The organism is Bacillus sp. AFS015802, assembly GCF_002561455.1.
Classification (GTDB): domain Bacteria; phylum Bacillota; class Bacilli; order Bacillales; family Bacillaceae_B; genus Rossellomorea.
This window is the reverse complement of the sequence record NZ_NTUP01000066.1, coordinates 1-19,239: the sequence shown is the minus strand read 5'-3', so window position 1 is coordinate 19,239 and position 19,239 is coordinate 1. Positions and strand designations below refer to the sequence as shown.

Annotated in this window: 28 protein-coding genes and 1 pseudogene; 6 read left to right on the top strand and 23 right to left on the bottom strand. The window is 44.8% G+C overall.

Annotated elements, in window-relative coordinates:
- The first annotated feature begins 89 nt into the window (after positions 1-89).
- Complete coding sequence (locus CN378_RS17360) at positions 90-515, top strand: YybH family protein (protein ID WP_179884958.1); 426 nt, start codon at positions 90-92, stop codon at positions 513-515.
- Between the two features lie 22 nt (positions 516-537).
- On the opposite strand, the gene CN378_RS17355 is transcribed toward CN378_RS17360, so the two are convergent.
- The 20 genes and pseudogenes from CN378_RS17355 to CN378_RS17275 all read right to left on the bottom strand — a co-directional run bounded on the left by CN378_RS17355 (position 538) and on the right by CN378_RS17275 (position 13,980).
- The gene (locus CN378_RS17355; RefSeq protein WP_098353750.1) at positions 538-1,518 is read right to left on the bottom strand and encodes a phosphotransferase; all 981 of its coding nucleotides are present in this window, start codon (positions 1,516-1,518) and stop codon (positions 538-540) included.
- Between the two features lie 52 nt (positions 1,519-1,570).
- Positions 1,571-2,107, bottom strand: a complete 537-nt coding sequence (locus CN378_RS17350) for a GNAT family N-acetyltransferase (RefSeq protein ID WP_098353749.1) — start codon at positions 2,105-2,107, stop codon at positions 1,571-1,573.
- Positions 2,108-2,134: 27 nt separating this feature from the next.
- Complete coding sequence (locus tag CN378_RS17345) at positions 2,135-2,740, bottom strand: hypothetical protein (RefSeq protein WP_098353748.1); 606 nt, start codon at positions 2,738-2,740, stop codon at positions 2,135-2,137.
- 18 nt (positions 2,741-2,758) lie between these two features.
- On the bottom strand, positions 2,759-3,046 hold the full coding sequence (locus CN378_RS22365) for a TIGR04104 family putative zinc finger protein (RefSeq protein ID WP_179884957.1): 288 nt from the start codon (positions 3,044-3,046) through the stop codon (positions 2,759-2,761).
- A gap of 12 nt (positions 3,047-3,058) precedes the next feature.
- The gene (locus CN378_RS17340) at positions 3,059-3,250 is read right to left on the bottom strand and encodes a DUF4083 domain-containing protein (protein ID WP_098353747.1); all 192 of its coding nucleotides are present in this window, start codon (positions 3,248-3,250) and stop codon (positions 3,059-3,061) included.
- 28 nt (positions 3,251-3,278) lie between these two features.
- Positions 3,279-3,896, bottom strand: a complete 618-nt coding sequence (locus tag CN378_RS17335) for an NUDIX hydrolase (RefSeq protein WP_098353746.1) — start codon at positions 3,894-3,896, stop codon at positions 3,279-3,281.
- Positions 3,893-4,432 carry a GNAT family N-acetyltransferase gene (locus tag CN378_RS23005; protein ID WP_257141217.1) on the bottom strand — a complete coding sequence of 180 codons (540 nt, stop codon included), beginning with the start codon at positions 4,430-4,432 and terminating at the stop codon, positions 3,893-3,895. The genes CN378_RS17335 and CN378_RS23005 overlap by 4 nt, the downstream gene beginning before the upstream one ends.
- Positions 4,433-4,510: 78 nt before the next feature.
- Positions 4,511-4,903: pseudogene (locus CN378_RS23000) on the bottom strand (GNAT family N-acetyltransferase); the annotation flags it as partial.
- A gap of 60 nt (positions 4,904-4,963) precedes the next feature.
- Positions 4,964-5,755, bottom strand: coding sequence for a class I SAM-dependent methyltransferase (locus CN378_RS17325; protein WP_098353744.1), 792 nt, complete (start codon positions 5,753-5,755; stop codon positions 4,964-4,966).
- A gap of 154 nt (positions 5,756-5,909) precedes the next feature.
- Positions 5,910-7,682: a M3 family oligoendopeptidase gene (locus tag CN378_RS17320; protein ID WP_098353743.1), complete on the bottom strand. Its 1,773-nt coding sequence runs from the start codon at positions 7,680-7,682 to the stop codon at positions 5,910-5,912.
- A gap of 147 nt (positions 7,683-7,829) precedes the next feature.
- Complete coding sequence (locus tag CN378_RS17315) at positions 7,830-8,273, bottom strand: cell wall hydrolase (RefSeq protein ID WP_098353742.1); 444 nt, start codon at positions 8,271-8,273, stop codon at positions 7,830-7,832.
- Between the two features lie 88 nt (positions 8,274-8,361).
- The gene (locus CN378_RS17310; RefSeq protein ID WP_098353741.1) at positions 8,362-8,751 is read right to left on the bottom strand and encodes a hypothetical protein; all 390 of its coding nucleotides are present in this window, start codon (positions 8,749-8,751) and stop codon (positions 8,362-8,364) included.
- 4 nt (positions 8,752-8,755) lie between these two features.
- The gene (locus CN378_RS17305; RefSeq protein WP_098353740.1) at positions 8,756-9,136 is read right to left on the bottom strand and encodes a hypothetical protein; all 381 of its coding nucleotides are present in this window, start codon (positions 9,134-9,136) and stop codon (positions 8,756-8,758) included.
- A gap of 23 nt (positions 9,137-9,159) precedes the next feature.
- Positions 9,160-10,245 (bottom strand): aminoglycoside phosphotransferase family protein, encoded by a 1,086-nt coding sequence (locus tag CN378_RS17300; RefSeq protein ID WP_098353739.1) that lies wholly within the window; start codon positions 10,243-10,245, stop codon positions 9,160-9,162.
- Positions 10,246-10,396: 151 nt separating this feature from the next.
- Entirely contained in the window at positions 10,397-10,921 is a 525-nt protein-coding gene (locus CN378_RS17295; RefSeq protein WP_142323625.1) for a hypothetical protein, read from the bottom strand.
- A gap of 27 nt (positions 10,922-10,948) precedes the next feature.
- The gene (locus tag CN378_RS22705) at positions 10,949-11,092 is read right to left on the bottom strand and encodes a hypothetical protein (protein WP_179884956.1); all 144 of its coding nucleotides are present in this window, start codon (positions 11,090-11,092) and stop codon (positions 10,949-10,951) included.
- A gap of 84 nt (positions 11,093-11,176) precedes the next feature.
- Positions 11,177-11,653 carry an NUDIX hydrolase gene (locus CN378_RS17290; protein ID WP_257141195.1) on the bottom strand — a complete coding sequence of 159 codons (477 nt, stop codon included), beginning with the start codon at positions 11,651-11,653 and terminating at the stop codon, positions 11,177-11,179.
- 94 nt (positions 11,654-11,747) lie between these two features.
- Positions 11,748-12,491 (bottom strand): hypothetical protein, encoded by a 744-nt coding sequence (locus tag CN378_RS17285; RefSeq protein WP_098353737.1) that lies wholly within the window; start codon positions 12,489-12,491, stop codon positions 11,748-11,750.
- Positions 12,488-13,237 carry a hypothetical protein gene (locus CN378_RS17280; RefSeq protein WP_142323624.1) on the bottom strand — a complete coding sequence of 250 codons (750 nt, stop codon included), beginning with the start codon at positions 13,235-13,237 and terminating at the stop codon, positions 12,488-12,490. Before CN378_RS17280 ends, CN378_RS17285 begins: the two co-directional genes overlap by 4 nt.
- Before the next feature lie 98 nt (positions 13,238-13,335).
- Complete coding sequence (locus tag CN378_RS17275; RefSeq protein ID WP_098353735.1) at positions 13,336-13,980, bottom strand: SDR family oxidoreductase; 645 nt, start codon at positions 13,978-13,980, stop codon at positions 13,336-13,338.
- 199 nt (positions 13,981-14,179) lie between these two features.
- On the opposite strand from CN378_RS17275, the gene CN378_RS17270 reads away from it, so the two are divergent.
- Complete coding sequence (locus tag CN378_RS17270; protein ID WP_098353734.1) at positions 14,180-14,485, top strand: hypothetical protein; 306 nt, start codon at positions 14,180-14,182, stop codon at positions 14,483-14,485.
- A 273-nt stretch (positions 14,486-14,758) separates the two neighbouring features.
- On the opposite strand, the gene CN378_RS17260 is transcribed toward CN378_RS17270, so the two are convergent.
- Entirely contained in the window at positions 14,759-15,373 is a 615-nt protein-coding gene (locus CN378_RS17260) for an HAD-IA family hydrolase (protein WP_098353732.1), read from the bottom strand.
- Positions 15,374-15,510: 137 nt separating this feature from the next.
- Here CN378_RS17260 and CN378_RS17255 point away from each other — a divergent pair, with 137 nt between their 5' ends.
- Genes CN378_RS17255 through CN378_RS17245 form a run of 3 tightly spaced genes read left to right on the top strand, consistent with a single transcriptional unit; the run spans position 15,511 to position 17,154 of the window.
- Positions 15,511-16,293 carry a CPBP family intramembrane glutamic endopeptidase gene (locus CN378_RS17255; RefSeq protein ID WP_257141194.1) on the top strand — a complete coding sequence of 261 codons (783 nt, stop codon included), beginning with the start codon at positions 15,511-15,513 and terminating at the stop codon, positions 16,291-16,293.
- A 24-nt stretch (positions 16,294-16,317) separates the two neighbouring features.
- On the top strand, positions 16,318-16,935 hold the full coding sequence (locus CN378_RS17250; RefSeq protein ID WP_098353731.1) for a class I SAM-dependent methyltransferase: 618 nt from the start codon (positions 16,318-16,320) through the stop codon (positions 16,933-16,935).
- A 24-nt stretch (positions 16,936-16,959) separates the two neighbouring features.
- Positions 16,960-17,154, top strand: a complete 195-nt coding sequence (locus CN378_RS17245) for a hypothetical protein (RefSeq protein WP_098353730.1) — start codon at positions 16,960-16,962, stop codon at positions 17,152-17,154.
- A gap of 212 nt (positions 17,155-17,366) precedes the next feature.
- On the opposite strand, the gene CN378_RS17240 is transcribed toward CN378_RS17245, so the two are convergent.
- Both CN378_RS17240 and CN378_RS17235 read right to left on the bottom strand, forming a co-directional pair.
- Positions 17,367-18,245: a sulfite exporter TauE/SafE family protein gene (locus CN378_RS17240; RefSeq protein ID WP_098353729.1), complete on the bottom strand. Its 879-nt coding sequence runs from the start codon at positions 18,243-18,245 to the stop codon at positions 17,367-17,369.
- Between the two features lie 133 nt (positions 18,246-18,378).
- Positions 18,379-18,747 (bottom strand): YkvA family protein, encoded by a 369-nt coding sequence (locus CN378_RS17235; RefSeq protein ID WP_098353728.1) that lies wholly within the window; start codon positions 18,745-18,747, stop codon positions 18,379-18,381.
- Positions 18,748-18,878: 131 nt separating this feature from the next.
- Here CN378_RS17235 and CN378_RS17230 point away from each other — a divergent pair, with 131 nt between their 5' ends.
- A complete protein-coding gene (locus tag CN378_RS17230) occupies positions 18,879-19,205 on the top strand; it encodes a YnfA family protein (protein WP_098353727.1) in 327 nt (108 codons plus the stop codon).
- Positions 19,206-19,239 lie beyond the last annotated feature (34 nt).

Genomic DNA, 19,239 nt, shown 5'->3' with positions numbered 1-19,239 from the left:
TCCAATTAATACAGAGGTGAAATTTCTTTGACAAGAAGGAAATCTTTCCACCTTCCTTGAAATGGTTAGAGATGAAAGGAGATGAGATGATGAGCGTCAAGGACGTCCTCGAACAATACAAAGATGCGATTCATGAAAGAGACATCGAAAGATTCCTCTCCATCTATGATCCCGTTGTCCATATCTATGACTGCTGGGGGAAGTGGGAGTGTATTGGAATTGCTTCATGGCAAGAGAGTGTGACCGAGTGGTTCATCGGTTTAAAGGCTGACGGAGAAATCCTGAAAGTCGATTTTCAAGATGTGGTGATCGAAGAAACAAAGGATCTTGCCTTTGCCCACTGCGCTGTGACATTCGCTGCCCACAAAGAATCCTCCGGGGAAAAACTGCGTCAGATGACGAACCGCTTTACGTTCTGCCTGGAAAAAGTAAAGGATACGTGGCTGATCGTACACGAACATTCATCCTTGCCGATCAATATGGAGGATGGGAAAGGGATGTTTGGGTTGAGGTAACAACGGGGGGGATGCTGTCCCCCTAATCAACTTGTAACCATTTTAATAGCTCTGGAATGCGTTCGGCGTACTCCCTGATCTCCCTTAACGTATCAAGTACTTGTACGGTCCCTAATTGTTGCTCTTGTTTATCCGTACATTCCATCCAAAGTGATCGTTTTAGATTATATTCGAGCCATCCGAGCTTTCCCGAGAAACCCAGTGCCAATACCGCTTGCCAGTCTGCCTTCAGGTTCCTGTTTTCACCCTTGTACCCACTGATAAACGCAGAAAACCGGTCTTGATCGAACCTTCCCGACCAGTATAAAGCGGTCTCAACCAAATCATGCATGGGCTGAATCAAACCGGCCGACTCCCAATCAATCAGAATCGGTTCCCCCTGAACCCACAATACATTCTTTGGATCCAAATCCCGATGGCTCACCACCATATCGGTTCCAAGCCTCTCCTCAGCTTCACGTGACCCTGCATCCCACTCATACAAATGTACGATCGTATCCTCGAACAGCTCCATCCACACCGCTTCCACGGCTTGACCTTTCATTAGATAGGAACTCCAATCAATTGAGGGACGGACCTCTGTTTCTTCTGTTACTAAGCCTATCCCTTGAACATTTATACGATGAATATCTGCCAGAATAGACCCCATTATCCTGCAATGCCCCATGGTGATCTCATCTGTTTTTACACTTTTCCCTTCTACCCAATCAAACACCAGATACCACTGATCCTTTATTTTCTGCATCGCATGTCCGTTAAACGTCTTAGCCGGAAGGGCCGGCACATTCTCTGATGCCAATCGGGCGACCTCTTCCGAACGAATATAGTTTCCAAGTGCATCCGGTCTCTTCATGATAGAGGGATTCAGTGCTTTTATTGCGAATTTCCCTTTCATTGTTTCAACTGCATACATCGTATGTAAGAGGCCGCCCGACATTTTTTTCGGTTCAGAGATCCATTCGCCGAGTTGGATTTTGTGGCATAATACTTTTAATTGATCCATAAGTGTCCTCTCCTTACAGTGCATTCATACCGAATAGTCACAATTTAACTCGTTACAGTCTCTTCATCAACTCAACATCGGCAAATGAATCTTCCCCGTGTACAGGGTCCCCATAGATGCCATTAATCGTATTAAGCCCAAGCTTCGACCAAAACCGTAAAGCTCCCCAGTTCTTCATTGCGACATTTGCCCGTACTTCTTGATAGTGGTGCGGTTTCACGATATCCAGTAATGCCTCTACTACTTCCTGTCCCAGTCCTTTTTTATGATGGTCAGGGTCGATGGAAAGATAGTTGATGTAAAAGGAGTCCGGAACAGGGTAACCATGGTAACTGACAAGCAGACCGACTAAACAATCGGGTTCCTTCATCCGGATCACCTGAATCCTAAAGTTTTCCTTCGTTCCACCCGGAGGCAGATCCCCCTCCATGAAACAGCGCTTAACGAACCCTTCATCCAATGTTCCACCGTCCCATTGGTGGATGTAGCTCCCCTTTTCATAGAGAGCCTGAACGTGGTAAATTTCCTCTTCTTCAAGGTCCACTACTATTAATCTCTTTGTTTCCCATTTACTAGGAATGAGTTTCATAATTCCTTCAACTCTTTCTTATCATTTTCAACTTAACGTAAATACAACCTCCACGCCCGTCGGCTTCTTTTGAAAAGGAGTCCCATACTCTTTGAAGGTCAACGTAAGCCCGGACAGGTCTTCAGGTAACGGAGGTGTCACAATAAAGTCAAAGCTCGTATGCTCTTGAGATCCTCCTCCACCCGTCACGCGGCAATCATAACCTTCCCCGATTTCCAAGTGCCAAAAGCTGTTTCTGTGAAACCTTTGTTTCTCAAGGCTCTCATCGTATTCCCTGTCGATGTTCAGGTGAACCACACTGGCATTGCTATACTGCTTTATAAACGGCACCGTATAGATACATTCTTCCGTTTCAACCGCTTGTAAGATACGTCTGTAATATTGAAATTCCTCAGGTTCTATTTGTGGCTTGAAAGCCTCTTCATTTTCCAGCACACCAAAGACCGATCTTAAGAGATCCTCATACACATCATATTTTTCTGCCCATTTTACAATATCTTCGAGTTTGGGGTATCCCGGATTGTTATGGGATATTTCCTTTCTTTTTTGAAGCAGTGCGCACAGCTCCTCATCGATTGGTAATAGTTTGTCATTATAATAGTCTGTTGGCCTTTCAAACGGCATGCGTCTCATTTCAACCATCTCCTTCTTTTAAAATAATGCCTCATCCTTTTCGGTTACATTCACAAACCATGGCATCCCAAGTATCCATCCAAGGGTAATCACCACGAACAAAGTCATATAGCCTAGCATGAATGCCAGAACAAAAAACACGGGGATCAGCATCGTCGTCCCCAACAAAACTCCTTTGGAACGTGATGTGAAGTACAGTGTCTGATGACAGGAAGGGCACTGAATATTGGAACTTTTTACAATCAGTAATCTCTTAAAAATAAAAAACCAAGACAAATTCCCCTCACAGTGAACACAACGCGTCACGATTGCTCCCCCTCACTCCCCTTGTTGGTTCTGCTTCTCCAAGAGCTCTATGATTCGATCCAACTTCCTGTTCATTTCATCAGAGGCATGGTGACGGCTTCTACTGTTTACCAGAATCCTTCTGATGAAGAGAGTGAAGGATAGGGCCCCCACAAACAATAGTAGTAAAACCAACATCTGAAAGAATAGATCACCTATATACATTGACGTTTCACCCACCTATCTGTACGTTTCAATCAAACACGGTTTCCTTCCGGGGATCCCGCAAAAATTCAAACAGCATCTTAATCTGCGATTCTGTATTTCTCCCAACGGACAGTTCCGGCAAATGGTCTTCTTCAAAAAATCCGATCCCCTTCGTTTCGACGCCGCTTTTCCCTTCCCCTCCGGTCACTCTGCATTGAATTAAGATCTTGTAGTAGTGGTAAGGCTGTGGGGGATGGGCATGTTTGTTCAGGTCCAATAAAGCGAGTAATTTTACAGGTGTTGCGTCATATCCTGCTTCTTCCTTGATCTCTTTGACGATGTTTTCACCCGGAGACAGGCCGATGTCACAAAACCCGCCCGGCAAGGACCATTTATCATCGATTTTTTCTTTAACCATCAGAATTCTATTGTCTTTGAATACAACACCCCTTACATCGACTTTAGGGGTTTGATAGCCTTCTTCGTTCGCGAATAGATCCTTGATCTTTTTCATTTCAAGGCCGGTATATTCCTGCATGATCTCTGTACTGATCGACCTTAGTTCTTCGTATCTCTCCCTATCGTAAACGTCCTTTGAGAAGGAAAGGCCCGATTGAGACAGAGCCTGTATCCGTTTGGCCCATTCCAGCCATTTATCACTCATTGCGTTAAACCCCCTTCAGATTTATTCAATCGAAAATGATGGAACTTCTCTTGATCAATCGTCACTTGTCCATGATAGGAAAACCCACATTTCTCAATGACTTTCACCGATGGCCCATTGTCCAAGAGAGCTACGGCATTGAGGATTTCAACATTTGTTTGTGTGAACAGATAACGGATCAATTCCAACGAAGCTTTCGTTGCATAGCCCTTTCCTTGATGTTCACTTGAAATGGCATACATAATTTCCCGATTCGGTTCAGGGAGTTCCTCTTTAATTCCTGTACAGCACCAGCCGATCAACTCATTTGTATCCTTGAGAAAGACTCCCATCTTCAAAATATGATCCTCTACATCCCCGGTTTTGGCCGCAGACTGAAGGAACGCTTCATTCGCCGGGATTTCATAATTGGCCACCCAGTCGAGCCTTTGTTCGAATGATGATTTCCAGTCTGGAAGGTAATGGGCTATTTCTGGCTGATTGGAGATTCTATGTATAGAACTGGCATCGGCTATAGAGAATTCCTTTAAATACATATCACCACAATCGATTTTGAAAAAGCCACCTATTTCTAAATAATGAGTAGCATTAGGGAAGAGATTGCTTTTTACAAACCCGAACGAGGTATAGAAACGATCTGCCTGCACCGTATCGGTATTGAGTACCAGTAAGTGAAAAAAACGCCTTGCATCATGGATGATCCGGTTTAACAGAAGCGTCCCTAACCCTTCGTTTCTGCATTCTTTTTTCACATAAAACCGTCTCACCCTGCCTGCTCCAGGCGTGTCGGGATCCATAGTAAGTCCACCCACCGTTACCAATTCATTCTTTTCATTATAAATACCGTACAACGCTTCCCCTGATTTGTTAAAACGATTCGTTCCATCCTGATATTCGTTCACAAGCCTTTTTACAAATCGGAAACCCTCCTCCTTACTTTCTTTTAGTAATGTATGTAGGTCGTGCTCAAGTAGATTATTTATGGCAGCCACTCTGTATTTTTTCATATACTCTCCATTAGATTTTATTTGCTTTCTTTAAAAAGGGATTAGCCGCTTTTTGCATCATCAATTCACTTTTCTCCCAATCTTCACCGACAACGTCGTCTCTTCTTTAAATTCTCCCGACTCACTCAGTTCGAGCATCGCCTCTTTCACTTCATCTTCAAATATGGCCACATTCGAGCCAAGGTAACGCTTCGTACCGTATGAGGTCGAGTAAAGGTTCCCGAGCAGCGACTCGATCGTCCAGATGATTTCGTATGTAGGTAAAGTGTGTGATTCAAGATTGAATTTAGACTGTGAAAGGATGTCTTCGTGGCTGGTAACGGGATGGGTATAGGTGGAATTCCCGGCTTTTCTCTCGTTTCCGTACCATTTTTCAATCACTTCATTGAATCTTACCTGCCATGGTTCCAATACTTTATTAGGTTCGTAAGTATCAATGATCGCTACCCCGCCCCCAGGAGAAACGATTTCATATAATTCATCCAACACCTCCCGCCTGTCCATCCAATGAAAGGCTTTGGCAATCGTTACGAGATGAAATGGTTCCGTAGATTGGTATTCTTCTAACGTTCCATTGAACCATTGAATCTGACCGATCCTCATTTCTTCATGCAGACGTCTCGCTTCTTCTATCATCTCCGGTTCAAAATCAATTCCGACGATCTTGTCGCACCAATCTGAAAACCGTATCGTCAGTTGTCCCGTCCCGCATCCGAGATCCAGGAGGTTCTGCTCTCCATTTAATGAGAACTCTTTCACTAGGAATCTGATTAAAGTAGATGGATAGGTGGGTCTGTATTTTGAATAATAGGTTGCTGCACCTTTAAATAAATCTTGGCCGTATGTACTCACTCTTGATAGCCTCCCGTATGATTATTTCTAATTCCAATTATTTCAAAAGCATCGAATGAACTCAATCACTTTTCTATAAAATGCACGCATCTTTTTGTCTATTCTTTGTAACAAGAGCAAAGACAGTCGCCTATTGAAGCGACTGTCTCCATCCTTACATATATCTTTCCGTCTCTTCCAAAAACGTCTCTATCGCTTCCTCGAGGGGACGGATAGCGCTCTCCCAAAAGTCCGGTCCTAACTCTTCCTTCAGGTATCCACCACTCAACTCCTCCATCGATTGGTTTCCTGAGGAGGTAAGCAGCTGATCATACCGTTCCGGAAATGTCTCCTTCTCCTCCTGATAGAGCGAATAGACGCCGTTACTGAACAAGTAACCAATCGAGTACGGAAGGTTATAGAAGGCTTTCTCCGTATTAAAGAAGTGAGGAATCGTCATCCAGTTGTGGACATTCACTTCTTCCAGGGAATCGTTGAACCAGTCTCTTTCTGTTTCTTCCATTAACTTCACGATTTCACCTGCAGAAAGCTTTCCGTTCAGGCGTTTTTTGTAAAAAGCGGCTTCGAACTCGAACTTGGCCGGGATGAATGTCGTATATTTCAATCCATTCGTGATTTTCATCTCTAAAAGAGAGAGTCGGTCTTCATCTGTTTTTGCCAGATCAATGGCCGCATCTAGGACGAGATTTTCAGCGAATGTCGACGCCGTTTCGGCAAGACCTGTGCCTACCTTGTGGGAGAAACCGGGCTGTTCATGAAGGAGGGAATTGTGATACGCATGCCCCAGTTCATGTGCGATGGTGACGACATCGTTATAGTTGCCGGTAAAGGAGAGCATCACGCGGCTTTCCTTCACATTCGGGAATGACGCACAAAATGCGCCGTGACGCTTATGATCAGCGGGATCTGCATCGATCCATCCCTCTTCGAACGCATTTCTTGCAAATTGCCCGAGCTTCTCACTAAAGAGGGTGAACTGCCCGATGACGATCTCAGCCGCTTCTTCATACGTCAGCGTCGACTTGGAAGTGAACGTCGGGGCATAGATGTCAAACCAACTCAGCTTATCCACGCCAGTCAATTTAGCTTTCCGTTTCAAAAACCGATGCAGCAAGGACGTGTGAGAGTGGAGTGTGTCCATCATGCTTGTGACAGAAGCTTCAGAAATCCGGTTTTGCTCGAACATTTCCTTCAGTGGATTCGTCCATCCTCTCAACTGGTACAGCTCATTCCGGAAACCGGCAAAATGGTTGAAAATCGATGCGAACCGGTCTTCGTTCTCACGGCAAACGTTTGCAAGAGACGCAGAGATTTCCTTTCTTGTACTCCTGTCATTAGACAACATGCCGAGAATATACGCCTTATCAAAGGAGATATCTTCCGTTCCCTCATCCTTCTTTACTGGCACAGTGAGTCGTGCATATTCCTGCTCGTACTGGTCTTCCCAACCGTTAAATCCGTGAACCGAAAGGGCATGAATCAGATTCTCCATCTCAGGGGGGAGCTGATCCTTCACCTTGCGTCTTTGTTCCGTCAGAAACCGTTCAATTCCCATCACTTCTTTTCTCCCAATGAATGATTGCCAGTTCTCCTCTGACATATGGGCAAGACACTGACTGTAAGAGAGAAGCAGCGTATCCATCTTTGCCTTAAGCCCACTGCCTCTGGCCATAAGATCCTGCCCTTCCCCGTCCAGAACATCTTCCGCTGCCAGGCAGAAGATATATTCATCCATATGAAACACCTTCGTATATAGATCCTGCACTCGTTTTGTCATGTCCACCGCATCATCCGGATTTGTCATATGGTCCAATGCTCTTTGTGTTTCTTCGATATGTAGAAGAATTTCATGGATTTGATCTTTCACGGGCTGGTCTCCAGGACTGACGTCTTTTAGATTCCATTGCTTCGTACGTATTTGGTTCACGTGTATCTCCTCCTGTTCATCTACTCTTACAGTAAAGCAAACTGGAAAATTTTACATCAGACTACAGACGGATAGTGGTCTGGATTCTCCATAAAAAAAGAACCACCCGTTAAATCAGGAAGTTCCCGTCTTGTGATGTAAGTATCCTTATCCACCCGTATACACACTTGCACATGTTCCCGCCGCCGGTTCGTAATAACAATGTTGTTTATATTGCCCCGCGAAGGGCTGGTCGTACCAAGTTGGAGGACATGGGGCATAGGGGTTGAAATACCAGAGGGCGTACTTTGCAGGATGCATGGCCCAATAGTCCAGATTCTTTTTGGCTAACCTCTTTTCAACGGATCTTGCCCGGTTATAGAAGAGATTTCCTTTTTGGACCGCTTCAAAGGAATAGTTCCCGCCCTGGACCTGGAAAATGACTTGTCGGATGCTTCTCACCTCTTTGAAGTCCAGGCATTCCGCTTTCGCACGGTTCACGATGACATTGCCCACGTACAGCATCCCTTGCTTCCCTTCGCCTTCCGCTTCCGCTCTCATCATCCTGGCCATTAAGGCCACATCTGCATCAGTGTATTTGACTCTTGGCATTTTATTCACCTCAGAATATTTTATGAGAAATGCCGAGTTTCATGTCAGGAATTATTCATTAAAGAGCAGTGGGATGTGCTTCCGATGCTTATTTTGACATGATTTGCTCTTCAAACATCATGTCTTCCTCTGACGTATGTTTCATCCTTATCATCTGATCATAACTGATAAGACCATCGCTCACTGCATGATCCACTCGTGCCATTGCCACCATGCTCCCAGCTTTCCACCTCATTTCGAGGTTAGTGGTTATATAATCGTTTGTCGTGTCTTTGCTTTTGTAATAAACATAGGTATGTCGACCTTCTTGAAAAATACGAAAACCTGTCAGGTCCGTTTCTTCGTAAATCGCTTTCCGGATTTTATCCGGTGCTTGTTGCAGTGGAATTTTTTCATAATCCACTTTAATCCCTATGGTCATATAATAGAAGACTCCTAATCCTATGAAGCAGATTAAGAGAATAGCCCCTTTTTTCATCCTTTTACCTCTCCATCTTCCCGCCCGTCATTAGTTCTAAAAACGGACCTGCATCTCCAGCAAGTAAGACTGTCCTTTCAATCTCTCCATCTCTGATTCGAAAGATTTCCACCGACTTGTCCTTATGAAGATGAACATCATACTGTTCCCCGCCCCACGTAAAGGTGTAGTCGGTTCCAGTGTAAATTCCGGTTGAATACCATTTGAACGACTCGACCAGCCCCGTAAACTCCCTTAACTTTTTCTGGTTGTTCATTTCATAGACGACTTGGGGTGCACCCTCCCCCTTCTTTTCAACGGTGATTTCATCGATGGGTCTGGAGTGGGTGTATGCGAAAAAGATCAAGCTGATGGTGACGATCATCACCCCCATTTTTTTGATCATGTCCATTCCTCCCATGTACCGAATTAAAATTCTTCAAGTTCCTTTAAGAAGATATTCATCCGCTCTTGTATCTTCTCCTTCGCCCCGTACCGGATCATCTGCTCCCGGCTTAAAAATTCCTGCTTCAGCAGCTGATCATGTTCATATGTCATGGTAACGAGTTTCAGGTACACTTCCACATTCAGGTCGTTCCATTTCTGCTTCGAACCATGAGTATATCCTTCCACGAAGCCTTCTGCACTGGCCTTCAATTGTGGGATCAGGAGGTGGTATTGATTCTTGCCGTGCCGCTTTGTATCGTGCAAGGCGTGGAACAGCGTCTGATAATTAAAGACGTAGTTGGCAGCAAGGGACGTCCCCGAATAGATAATCGGAAACGGGTCGATCATTCTGACGCCGTTACTGGTGAAAATCATATTCTCCGGAGATGTATCCTGATTCGTCAGGACACGTTTCTCACAGTCGACGGATCGGGTGGAAATCAAGTCTTCGCCGGTCCTTCTCACCTTTTCCTTATCAAAAGAATAAGAGCTTTCAAGAAGCGCCTCCCATTCTTCCCGATATTCTTCGGTTTCTTCCCGGATGAACGCACTCAGTTCCCCTTCATATTGCCCTTTGATTTCTCCATGTTCCCCTGTGCTTATGTATCCTATGCCCGGGATGGGAGAATCCAGCTTTTCAAGGGCAAGGAAAAACTCCCCTACTTCCCTTCCATACCGTTTCGATTGCTCCGGAGTCTGACCGGCAAGTCCGATCGATTTTCCCACATATGATTCGATGGTATAGGTAAACTCCTCGGAAATATGGTAGTTATAATGCTTGGGACACATCCCTTTTCCGGTCCTGTTGGCATGCTGATAAAATGCTTTCGTCCCGGCATAATCCGCCGTCAGCTCTTCACGGTTGAAGACAACTTCTTTCTCATAAGCGACCTTTTTCGGGATGCGTAAGACGAGCTCTTCACCTTCGATTAAATATGCGTAGTGCCAGGCACCTTCTCCTAATCTGGTGATCCCGGAATCACTTAAAACTTGTTTTAATCCTTCTTTTTTTAGAGCTTTGTTGATGAGTTCTCGCTCTGTTAGTGTTGAGGTTGTGAGGAATGGCATTTCGTGTGGTCTCCTTTTTTTACTCTTCTGTTGGTAATGATCATTGTCTCGTTCGTGAAATAAGCCTTAGGGGGGTAGTCAAAAATACTAAAAACCTCAATTTTTTTAAAATGAGCCTATCTGATTCCGGGTTACTCCCGTTCATGATAGACTACTCGAATTCGCTGATTGTATTTCCTTCTTGATCATAATACCTATAGTTCCGAAACGTATATTCCTGTTCATCGTTGAGTGGCAGCTCCGCCCAGGTAACCGTCTCTTTATTCGGTGTGAATTGCCTTTGGACTTTTTCTCCATTAATTTCCACTTCCATGCGAGCTATTTCATTTTCATCATTGGTGACATACACAAGTTTCTGGTCAAAGAGATCGAAGGATGCAAATGTTTCACCTTCCGCAACCTCCAGATGCTTCCATCGATAATTCCCGTTCTTATTTTTTTGAAATTCTACATATCCCGGACTATGATCGGCCAAAAACGCAGTATATCTCCATTCATCAAAATCTTTTATCTCAAGGATCTTGATGGATCGATTTTCATATCCTTCGATGGAATGGATCACCTTGACGATCGAGTCTTTATCGTTTCCATACACCGGCTTTTCCCACAGGGTATAAAACATCAGTCCCCCTAGTAATAAGAAGCCCGTTAGAAAGAATAATGTTCTTCTTTTCAAATGTTATTCCCCCAGTAGAAAATCAGCTTATAGTCCTACGCCAAATCCATTACTATTCGACTTCACCCGCTCCAGTTCCTGCAGCTGCTCCTCCTTGCTTCCCCTCAAGGTCCTTCTGCCGAGTGCACCGGCAAGACCAAGAAATACAAGAAGCCCAATGAATAGTCCCATGTTTCAACACCTCCTCAATTTATATATACTTCTTATATTTTATGTTTTCCGCTATTTTGAGATACACTTGAAGATAGTGCCGATTTACCTTAGCATTGATCTTCTTCTCAGCACCCAAGCTTCTTCCATTGCCCAATGATGATGGTCATGTACAAGGAGCCGTTTTGCGTCGGTTCGATCCAACCACACTGGAATGTGGTCATCTTCCATTGGTTCCTGTATCTTTTCCTTCAGTTCCACCAAATAAAAGGTTCCCTCACCCAGAAGGGGGTCTCCCTTCCTTGAAAGAAAGTAGCACCTAGCAGTACCAAGGTAAGAACCAATCGATACATAGAAACCTGTTTCCTCCATCAGTTCTCTTTCCAAGCATTCCTCATGGCTTTCATTTCCTTCGATGCCGCCACCTGGCAGAAAGTATTGCCCCGACTGGTTTCGGACCGTCAAAACTTTATCTTTTTCAGGATGAAAGACAATGGCATAGACACCTTTCCTACCTTGATAGGTGTGACCTTGAATTTTTTCTCCGAATACATGTTTCACTTCTGCTCCCTCATTCTTCAAGACAATTGTAATCCTACACCAATTATTCCAAATTAGCACAATTTTCTCAACCTAAAAAAGGAATGACACGCAAAGCATCATCCCTTTTTGATTTTTAGAACAACCCTCGCTCAAGCTGTTCCTCACTAAATCTTTGCATATACTCCTCCCGGATATCCCCGTTATAGTAACTGGAGCTGTCCATGCTTTCCTTCCATTCGACTTCTTTTCCGCCTGCGTCAAGTGGGATCCAGCCATACGCAGAGTGCAGTCCCGGACTGAACTCCTCCCAAAAGTATGCGCCCTGACGTTCACTTCCATCGGATAAGGTCATTGCGTAAACCCATTCCCGGGGAAGCTTCTTGACTCCAAACGTTTTCTCCTCCATGGAGACCTCCATCTTCATCAGGATGCCGGGAACATAATGCTGCTCCTCACCGCTGATCGAGTAGCCCCTCTCCCTCATAAAGTAGTACTGAAGGGTTTTAACGCGATTTTCCGGGGGGATGTTCCAGACGATATGAAAGCTTGACGGATCATCTTCATCCACCATCCACATCCCGGGCTCCCCGTCAGTACGGACGGCTTTCACCTTCCAGCCGGTCAGGTTCCGCTCCCAATAGCTTAAAGAATAACCCCCGTTATCAGAGCGGAAAGGTGCTATTCCGTGATTCTTGCCAACCTTTAAAAAGTCCTGTACCTCAGTGGCTTCTGCATTCGAAAGAGTAGCGTTGATGCCCGCCATGATTTCCTCTTCTTCCGGAAGGGAATCTTCATTCCCCACGAACAGCCAATACGCCGCAAGTAGCCCAATCACGAGCAATCCACCCGCCAAGAAAAGGATTTTTCTCTTATTCATCGTCTCCCCTCCTTAAGCACCGAATGGGGAATTCGGAAATAATACTGCGTCTTAGGAGTGGATACGAGTATACCTTCCCCGCCCTTTTCCAGATAGATGTCTGGATCTTTACCGCTTCCCCATTTGGATGTGGTGCCGACCAGCTGATAGGGAAAGCGCTCGTTCCTGTTTTTAAATCCGTCCGATTCAAAGGACATCTCTTCATACCACACCGCACTATCAAATTCAGCCAGATTACTGTCAGCAAGCTGTTTCATCAGCTTCTCCTGATCCAAGGTCCGTCCCTCACCAGATGGGTGGATGATATTGATGGAGGCTTCTTTGGCTCCTGATATGTAGGTGGATAGGTCGTTTTCCGGATAGATTAGTGCTTGGATCGGGATGGTGATCAAGGTTCCTGCCAGGAAGATGAAGTTGGCCAGGAAACCGATCCAGGCAAACCGGCGATAGGTGTCCCATCTGCCCTCTTTGCTTCTAAGAACCCCATAAAGGATCCACACGCCTAGTGGTAAGATCGGGATTTTCACCAGTGCGTGAAACCATTCCATGTTGATGGTGAAGGAAAACAACCCAACAAACATGGCGAAAATGACTTTCCACACCTTTGGCTTTGCCGAAAGCCTTTTATATACTCTATAGGCAAGAAAGCCGATGACCGCCCATTCCATGATGGACATCACGGTAGATACAATACTAAATGAATAATCGATATGGACGATGATTTCCCCCTCCTCTATTTGAATCATACACCCTACCATTTTACCATCTATACCCATATTTCGGTCTATCCAATTTTCCATAAAAAAAGAATGACCATCCAACGATGATCATTCCCTTACATCATTTATACGTTTTTAACAGCTTCTTCTATTCCGGTACTTCCAGAAATCAGATCGAAGCCCTTATTGAAGGTGCTCTCTTCCGTCAAGGACGCCACGATCGTTCTCGCCACATCTTCACGTGGGATCGAGCCCCTATCCAGATTCTCAGCAGCGGATACTTCTCCTGTGCCTGCTTCGTTCAGTAGTCCACCTGGACGGATGATTGTATACGTAAGCCCGCTATCTTCCAGTGCACGATCCGCGAAATGCTTCGCCACATAATAAGGCTTCAAGGAATCGTTCCAATTCTCACGGTGATGAGCCTGCAGGGCACTCACGATGACAAAGCGTTCGATGCCTACCTGCTTGGCGGCCTCCATCGTTTTCACTGCTCCGTCTAAATCGATGAGAAGCGTCTTGTCTGAACCTGTACTGCCGCCGGACCCGGCAGAGAATACAACCGCATCGGCACCTTTCAATCCATTGGCAATCTGCTCGACCGTTCCTTCCAAGTCAACGAGTGAAGCTTCTACGCCGTCCTGTTCGAACGACTGCACCTGCTCTTCCTTCCTCACAATCGCCCTTGGCGTATGCTCGCCGCCCTCCTTCAAGAGTCCGACCACTTGCTTCCCGATCTGTCCATTTGCTCCTACAATTGCTACATTCATACTCTCATCTCCTTATTCCGATAATTTTAGTATGGATTCATCATCACATGTCTAAACGGGTGATGACAAATCATCTGTTTGGTGTATGCTCATATAATGTATCCGAAATGGAGCGTTTCAAAACACGAAGAAGCACCTTTAAGACTGGGGCTTAAAAGATTCATTCATGGGTATGTATATATCAAAAGGGAGTGATGATATGGTCACAGCTTATTTAATAATTTTCATCCTTGCCTTCTCATTGTTAGTGATGCCTTCTTTGCCGTTTTCAGAATGGATGATCTTCACCAGTCTTTTCACCGTTTACGTATTCACAATGAGGTACCTCTACACATTAAGGAATATCCGTGTCTCAACCTCGGTCGGCTTCCTCCTTGCATTGGCCACCGCCTATCTTGTAAACAGATTTACTTCTCTTGAGGTCCCTTATTTCTTCATCCTATTCGTGGGTGCTACCAACCTGGTTTATCTGGGTATCTTTAGACATGTTAAGAAAGAGCGTTGAAAAACTCCGGCGGTTTACCCTTAGGTTCGTTCTTATTTGCTCGTAATGGACCGATAGAAAAAGAGAGAATTTTGGGTAGGGTTGAAGAAATCAAGGGATAAAATAGACTTTCCATGAGGATATAGTGATCTTGGATAGAGCAAACCCATGGGGATTGCGTCTTTTCCCAATTACTACCACCCAGAGTGATTTCACTCACAATCTGAATGGGCAATCTACTCCACTTCCCCATATAAAAAACCATCAAGGTCCGCCCCTCAATGGTTTCCATCCTTAAATGATTTTATATAAATCCTCCACACTCGTTACCACATAATCAGCATGAGGATTCTCGACAAGCACATCTGTAAAGTAACAGGAACTGATCCCGGCATTCTTTCCAGATTCCAGATCCAAATTCCGGTCCCCGATCATGATCGCTTCGGAATGATCGATATGATGAGTGCGGATTAAATGCTGAATGGCATCCGGACTTGGCTTTCTCTCAAACCCATGCTCTGAGGTGATGAAGTCGGAGAAATAGCCGGTCATCCCGAAATCCTCCAACATTTTCATGGAAGACTCTCCCCTGTGGGTGTATAGATAATTCCTTCTCCCCGTTTCGTGAATATACTTACAAAGCTCCACCATTCCTTCAAAGGGCTTGGACAAATCAAATTCCACTTCTTTTCTGCGGGAATCATAGGCTGCGATAAACTCCTGCCCGATTCCATACTTCTCACCATAATAGTTAAAAGTATGTGTCATCGATACCTTCATCTGCTTCATGATTTTCTCTAAAGGCTCCTCAATCCCATTCTTTTCAAGGGTTTCCTTGAAGGTTTCAGCCATGACGGGATATGTATCAAAAAGAGTCCCATCAAAATCCCAAATAATATGTTTGTACATTGTCCATTCCCCCTTTTTATGTAAACTATCCTAATTTTACCACAATGACCGTCATCTTCGTCCATCATACAAAAGAACTCCTACACAATAGGAAAATTATGCTAAACTGTTATCAAGAACATCCAAGGAGGCCACTAATGATCCGTTCACAGCAGACGATGATGCTTATCAGCTCCGCAGCCCTGTTTTTCACAGGAATCATCCTTCTTTCATACAGAACGTACGACTGGGGATTGCTGCCGCTGCTTGGGCTTCTCATCTTCTCTTTATCTACCAAAACCAACCGGTCCGTCGTTTCATTATATCTATTCTTCCTTCTCGGTTTCCTACTGTTTCAAATCACAACTGGTTGGGTGAACGGCTTGGACGTTTCAAAAGAGACCTATATCCTATTGAACAGGGCTTTCCTTCTTTTCATCCTGATGGCTTTGTGGGTCTCACACTTAGTATCTAAAGAAAAGATCTGTTTTCACACGAGGCTTCCAGATTGGAGAAAGCGTCTATCCATGCCTTCCCATACCATATCACAGCCCTTATTTTTATTCATCGGCCTGGTAGGATCATGCACCATCTTCATTCCCTTGATCTGGTCACAGGGAATGGGAGAGGTGAAGTCATTATTCCTATTCGCAATAGGATTCACCATCCTCAACGCAACACTTGAAGAGTTCATATGGAGAGGAGCGATGCTGTCCTCGTTAACGCGAAACTCCTCAGTCGTTTATGCCGTCTCCGTGACGAGCATCGGATTCGGCCTCCTGCACCTCTCCATCGGGATCCCGTTGTTTCTAAGTCTCCTGTTTTCTTTCGGAGGACTGTTTTACGCCATCGTGGTGTTGAAAACAGAAAGCATCTATCCTTCGATTGCTTTTCATATGGTGATGAATATGGGGATGGTGTTGAATGGGTGGATTGTGTAAAAAGAATCAGTATGGAGGGAAAAAATGAACAATCGCTGGAATAAAATCATTTATAAACTCTGGTCCCCTTTATACGACAAGATTTTCAACACAGGAAAATTCCTTGAAGCTCGTCAAAAGCTCTTTCATCACCCGCCATTTCATCCCCGTCAGCGAATCCTGTTCGTCGGCGTTGGCACCGGGGCTGACCTTGAGCTCCTGGATCACACTCAATTCCGGATTACTGCTATCGACTATTCCAGCGACATGCTAAAAAAAGCAAAAGACAAATTCAAGAATACCTCTATTGAATTCATTAAAATGGACGCACAGCATATGAGCTTTGCAGATGACAGCTTCGATGCAGTAGTCGGCAGCTTAATTTTATCCGTCGTTCCAGAGCCGGATCTATGTATGAAAGAAATGATCAGGGTGTTAAAACCTCATGGATGCATGATGATTTTTGACAAGTTCTCACCTAAAGATCAAAAGATGTCCTTCATCCAAAAAATGATCAGACCCTTTATAAAGGCAGCGGGAACTGACATCGGAGTGAACTTCGAGAAATTATATGAGCGGAACGATGAAGCGATCGCTCTTAAAAAAGATGAGCCACTCCTTTTTAATGGAATGTATAGAAAGATCATACTGACTAAACTATAGTGCCTTAAACGGAGGTGAATAAGCATGGAACTCTTTATTATTTTCATAAGCGTGATCATTCTCATCGTCTTTCTATTTATCTTTTACATTATAGTAGAACGTGCAGTCCGTGAAGGAATTAATAACTCCGTAATCGGACGATACCTTGAAGAAAAACATGGAATCAAAGAACGGCAGGGGGATGAAGATTTATTCGACGAAACGTTCAAGGGGGAATGATGGTTGTTCAGACTCTATTCGTATGGATTGATATGATCCGTGAATCTAATCAGCCGCAGACTGCATCGTCAAAAGCAGGAATTATTTCCAGTCCAAATTAAAATAAGATGATAAAGTAAAAGATATGTAAGGGGGATAGGGAGGTAGCTAGACTATAGAATGGAGACACTACTGCCACCTCAACCTTCCCCGACATATTTCACGTTTCCTTTTCAGGAAATGCCTTTCCTATTTCTTCTCAGACTATAGATGATCCCAGCAATCCATACGACAGCAACAAGAAGATAGGCTCCCATGGAAATATCCCCGCTGACGCCCCCCGCTTTCAATAACGTATTGAGATTCGTCAGGACAATGAACCCGCCCACCAGGACCCCAAGAAGATAGGCAGGCATGATTCTGACCAGCCATGCTGCAAGTGGCGCAGCAAGAACACCTCCAATGACAAACGCCAATACCCAGAACCAGTTGAATTGTTCCCAACCTAAGAACAGGACAAACCCCGCGGTTGCTGCAATCGTAACGATGAATTCACTAGTATCAACCGTCCCTACTACTTCACGTGGGGAAGTATGTTTGTTTGCCATCAGGATGGGGGTGTTGATCGGCCCCCAACCTCCTCCACCAATCGCATCAAAGAATCCAGCTATTGCTCCAAGAGGGAAAAGAAATCGTTTCTTTAACAGTTTAGCGTTACCACTGGATGCGATATCCTTCTCTCTTCTGGTCGTGAGTAGAAAACGAATGAAAATGTAGGCCCCCAACAGTAATAGGAAGCTGGAAATATAAGGTTTGATCAAGCCGCCGGGAATATTGCTTAAGAATGCTGCCCCTACAAAGGCACTGATGGCACCTGGTATCGCCAGCAAGATAGCCATCCGTTTGTTGACATTCCCAAATTTATAATGGGAGAAACCGGATGCCGCAGTCGTTGCAATTTCTGACATGTGAATAGAGGCAGAGGCAACAGCTGGAGCCACTCCATACGCTAACAACAAGGAAGAAGACGTCAATCCAAAAGCCATCCCAAGTGACCCATCCACCAACTGTGCGAAAAAACCGACTAAGGCAAAAATCAATAATTTTCTCAATTCAATCCCTCATTTCTTAAACTGTAATCTAATATTTATTATTTATATAAGATTACTCGGGATTATGTGCAAAAAATATAGTTTATCAAAAAAGGCTCTGAACCTATTTAGATTCAGAACCTTTGGATCTCCATCACAATTTCCCATCCACCTCAGACGTATCGACATCCTCTCCGAACCAGTCGGCGAGCTTCGCCTTGGCCTTCCCTTTCACTTCATCATCGATATACATTGCCACCTGCAATAACGCGAGACCCAGTGCGCCAAGGTCGTCCGTAAACCCTACCCCCACTGCCATGTCCGGAATGAAATCTGTCGGAAGGATGAAATACCCTAGTGCCCCGATGATGATCATCTTCGACTTCTTAGGGACATCCGGTTTTTGCAGGACAAAATAAAGAAGCAGCGCTGTATACACAACGGAATGTCCAGCCTTTAATCCGTACCTTTTCAACTTCTCCCAAAACTTTTCTTCTGAAAAATGCTTTTCGGTGTTGTCCATTTCTTTTCCACCTCCATCGTCTTTGAAGTTCTCTGATTCCTTTTATTGTAGAAGGTTTGGAGGAAATAGACAAATGTTTGCCGACCTCAGATTGCGTTATAATTCAATTATATATAGAAGGAGTGTTGCAGATGGTAAATGCTATTATTCTATTCATCCTTGCTGGAATCGCCGAAATCGGAGGGGGCTACCTCATCTGGTTATGGCTCAGGGAGGGAAAGCCCGGCTATTGGGGAGTGGCCGGCGGGATCGCGCTGGCCCTTTACGGCGTCATCGCCACCTTCCAGTCCTTCCCTTCTTTCGGCCGTGTCTATGCGGCTTATGGCGGGGTGTTCATCGTCCTGTCCGTTCTATGGGGATGGGGTATTGATAAAAAGACACCCGATATGTATGACTGGGTCGGTGCCGGTATATGTCTTGTCGGTGTTGGTGTGATGCTGCTTGGGCCGAGGCAGTAAAAAAGCCCCCGGACCTAGACTGACCTAGTCGTAT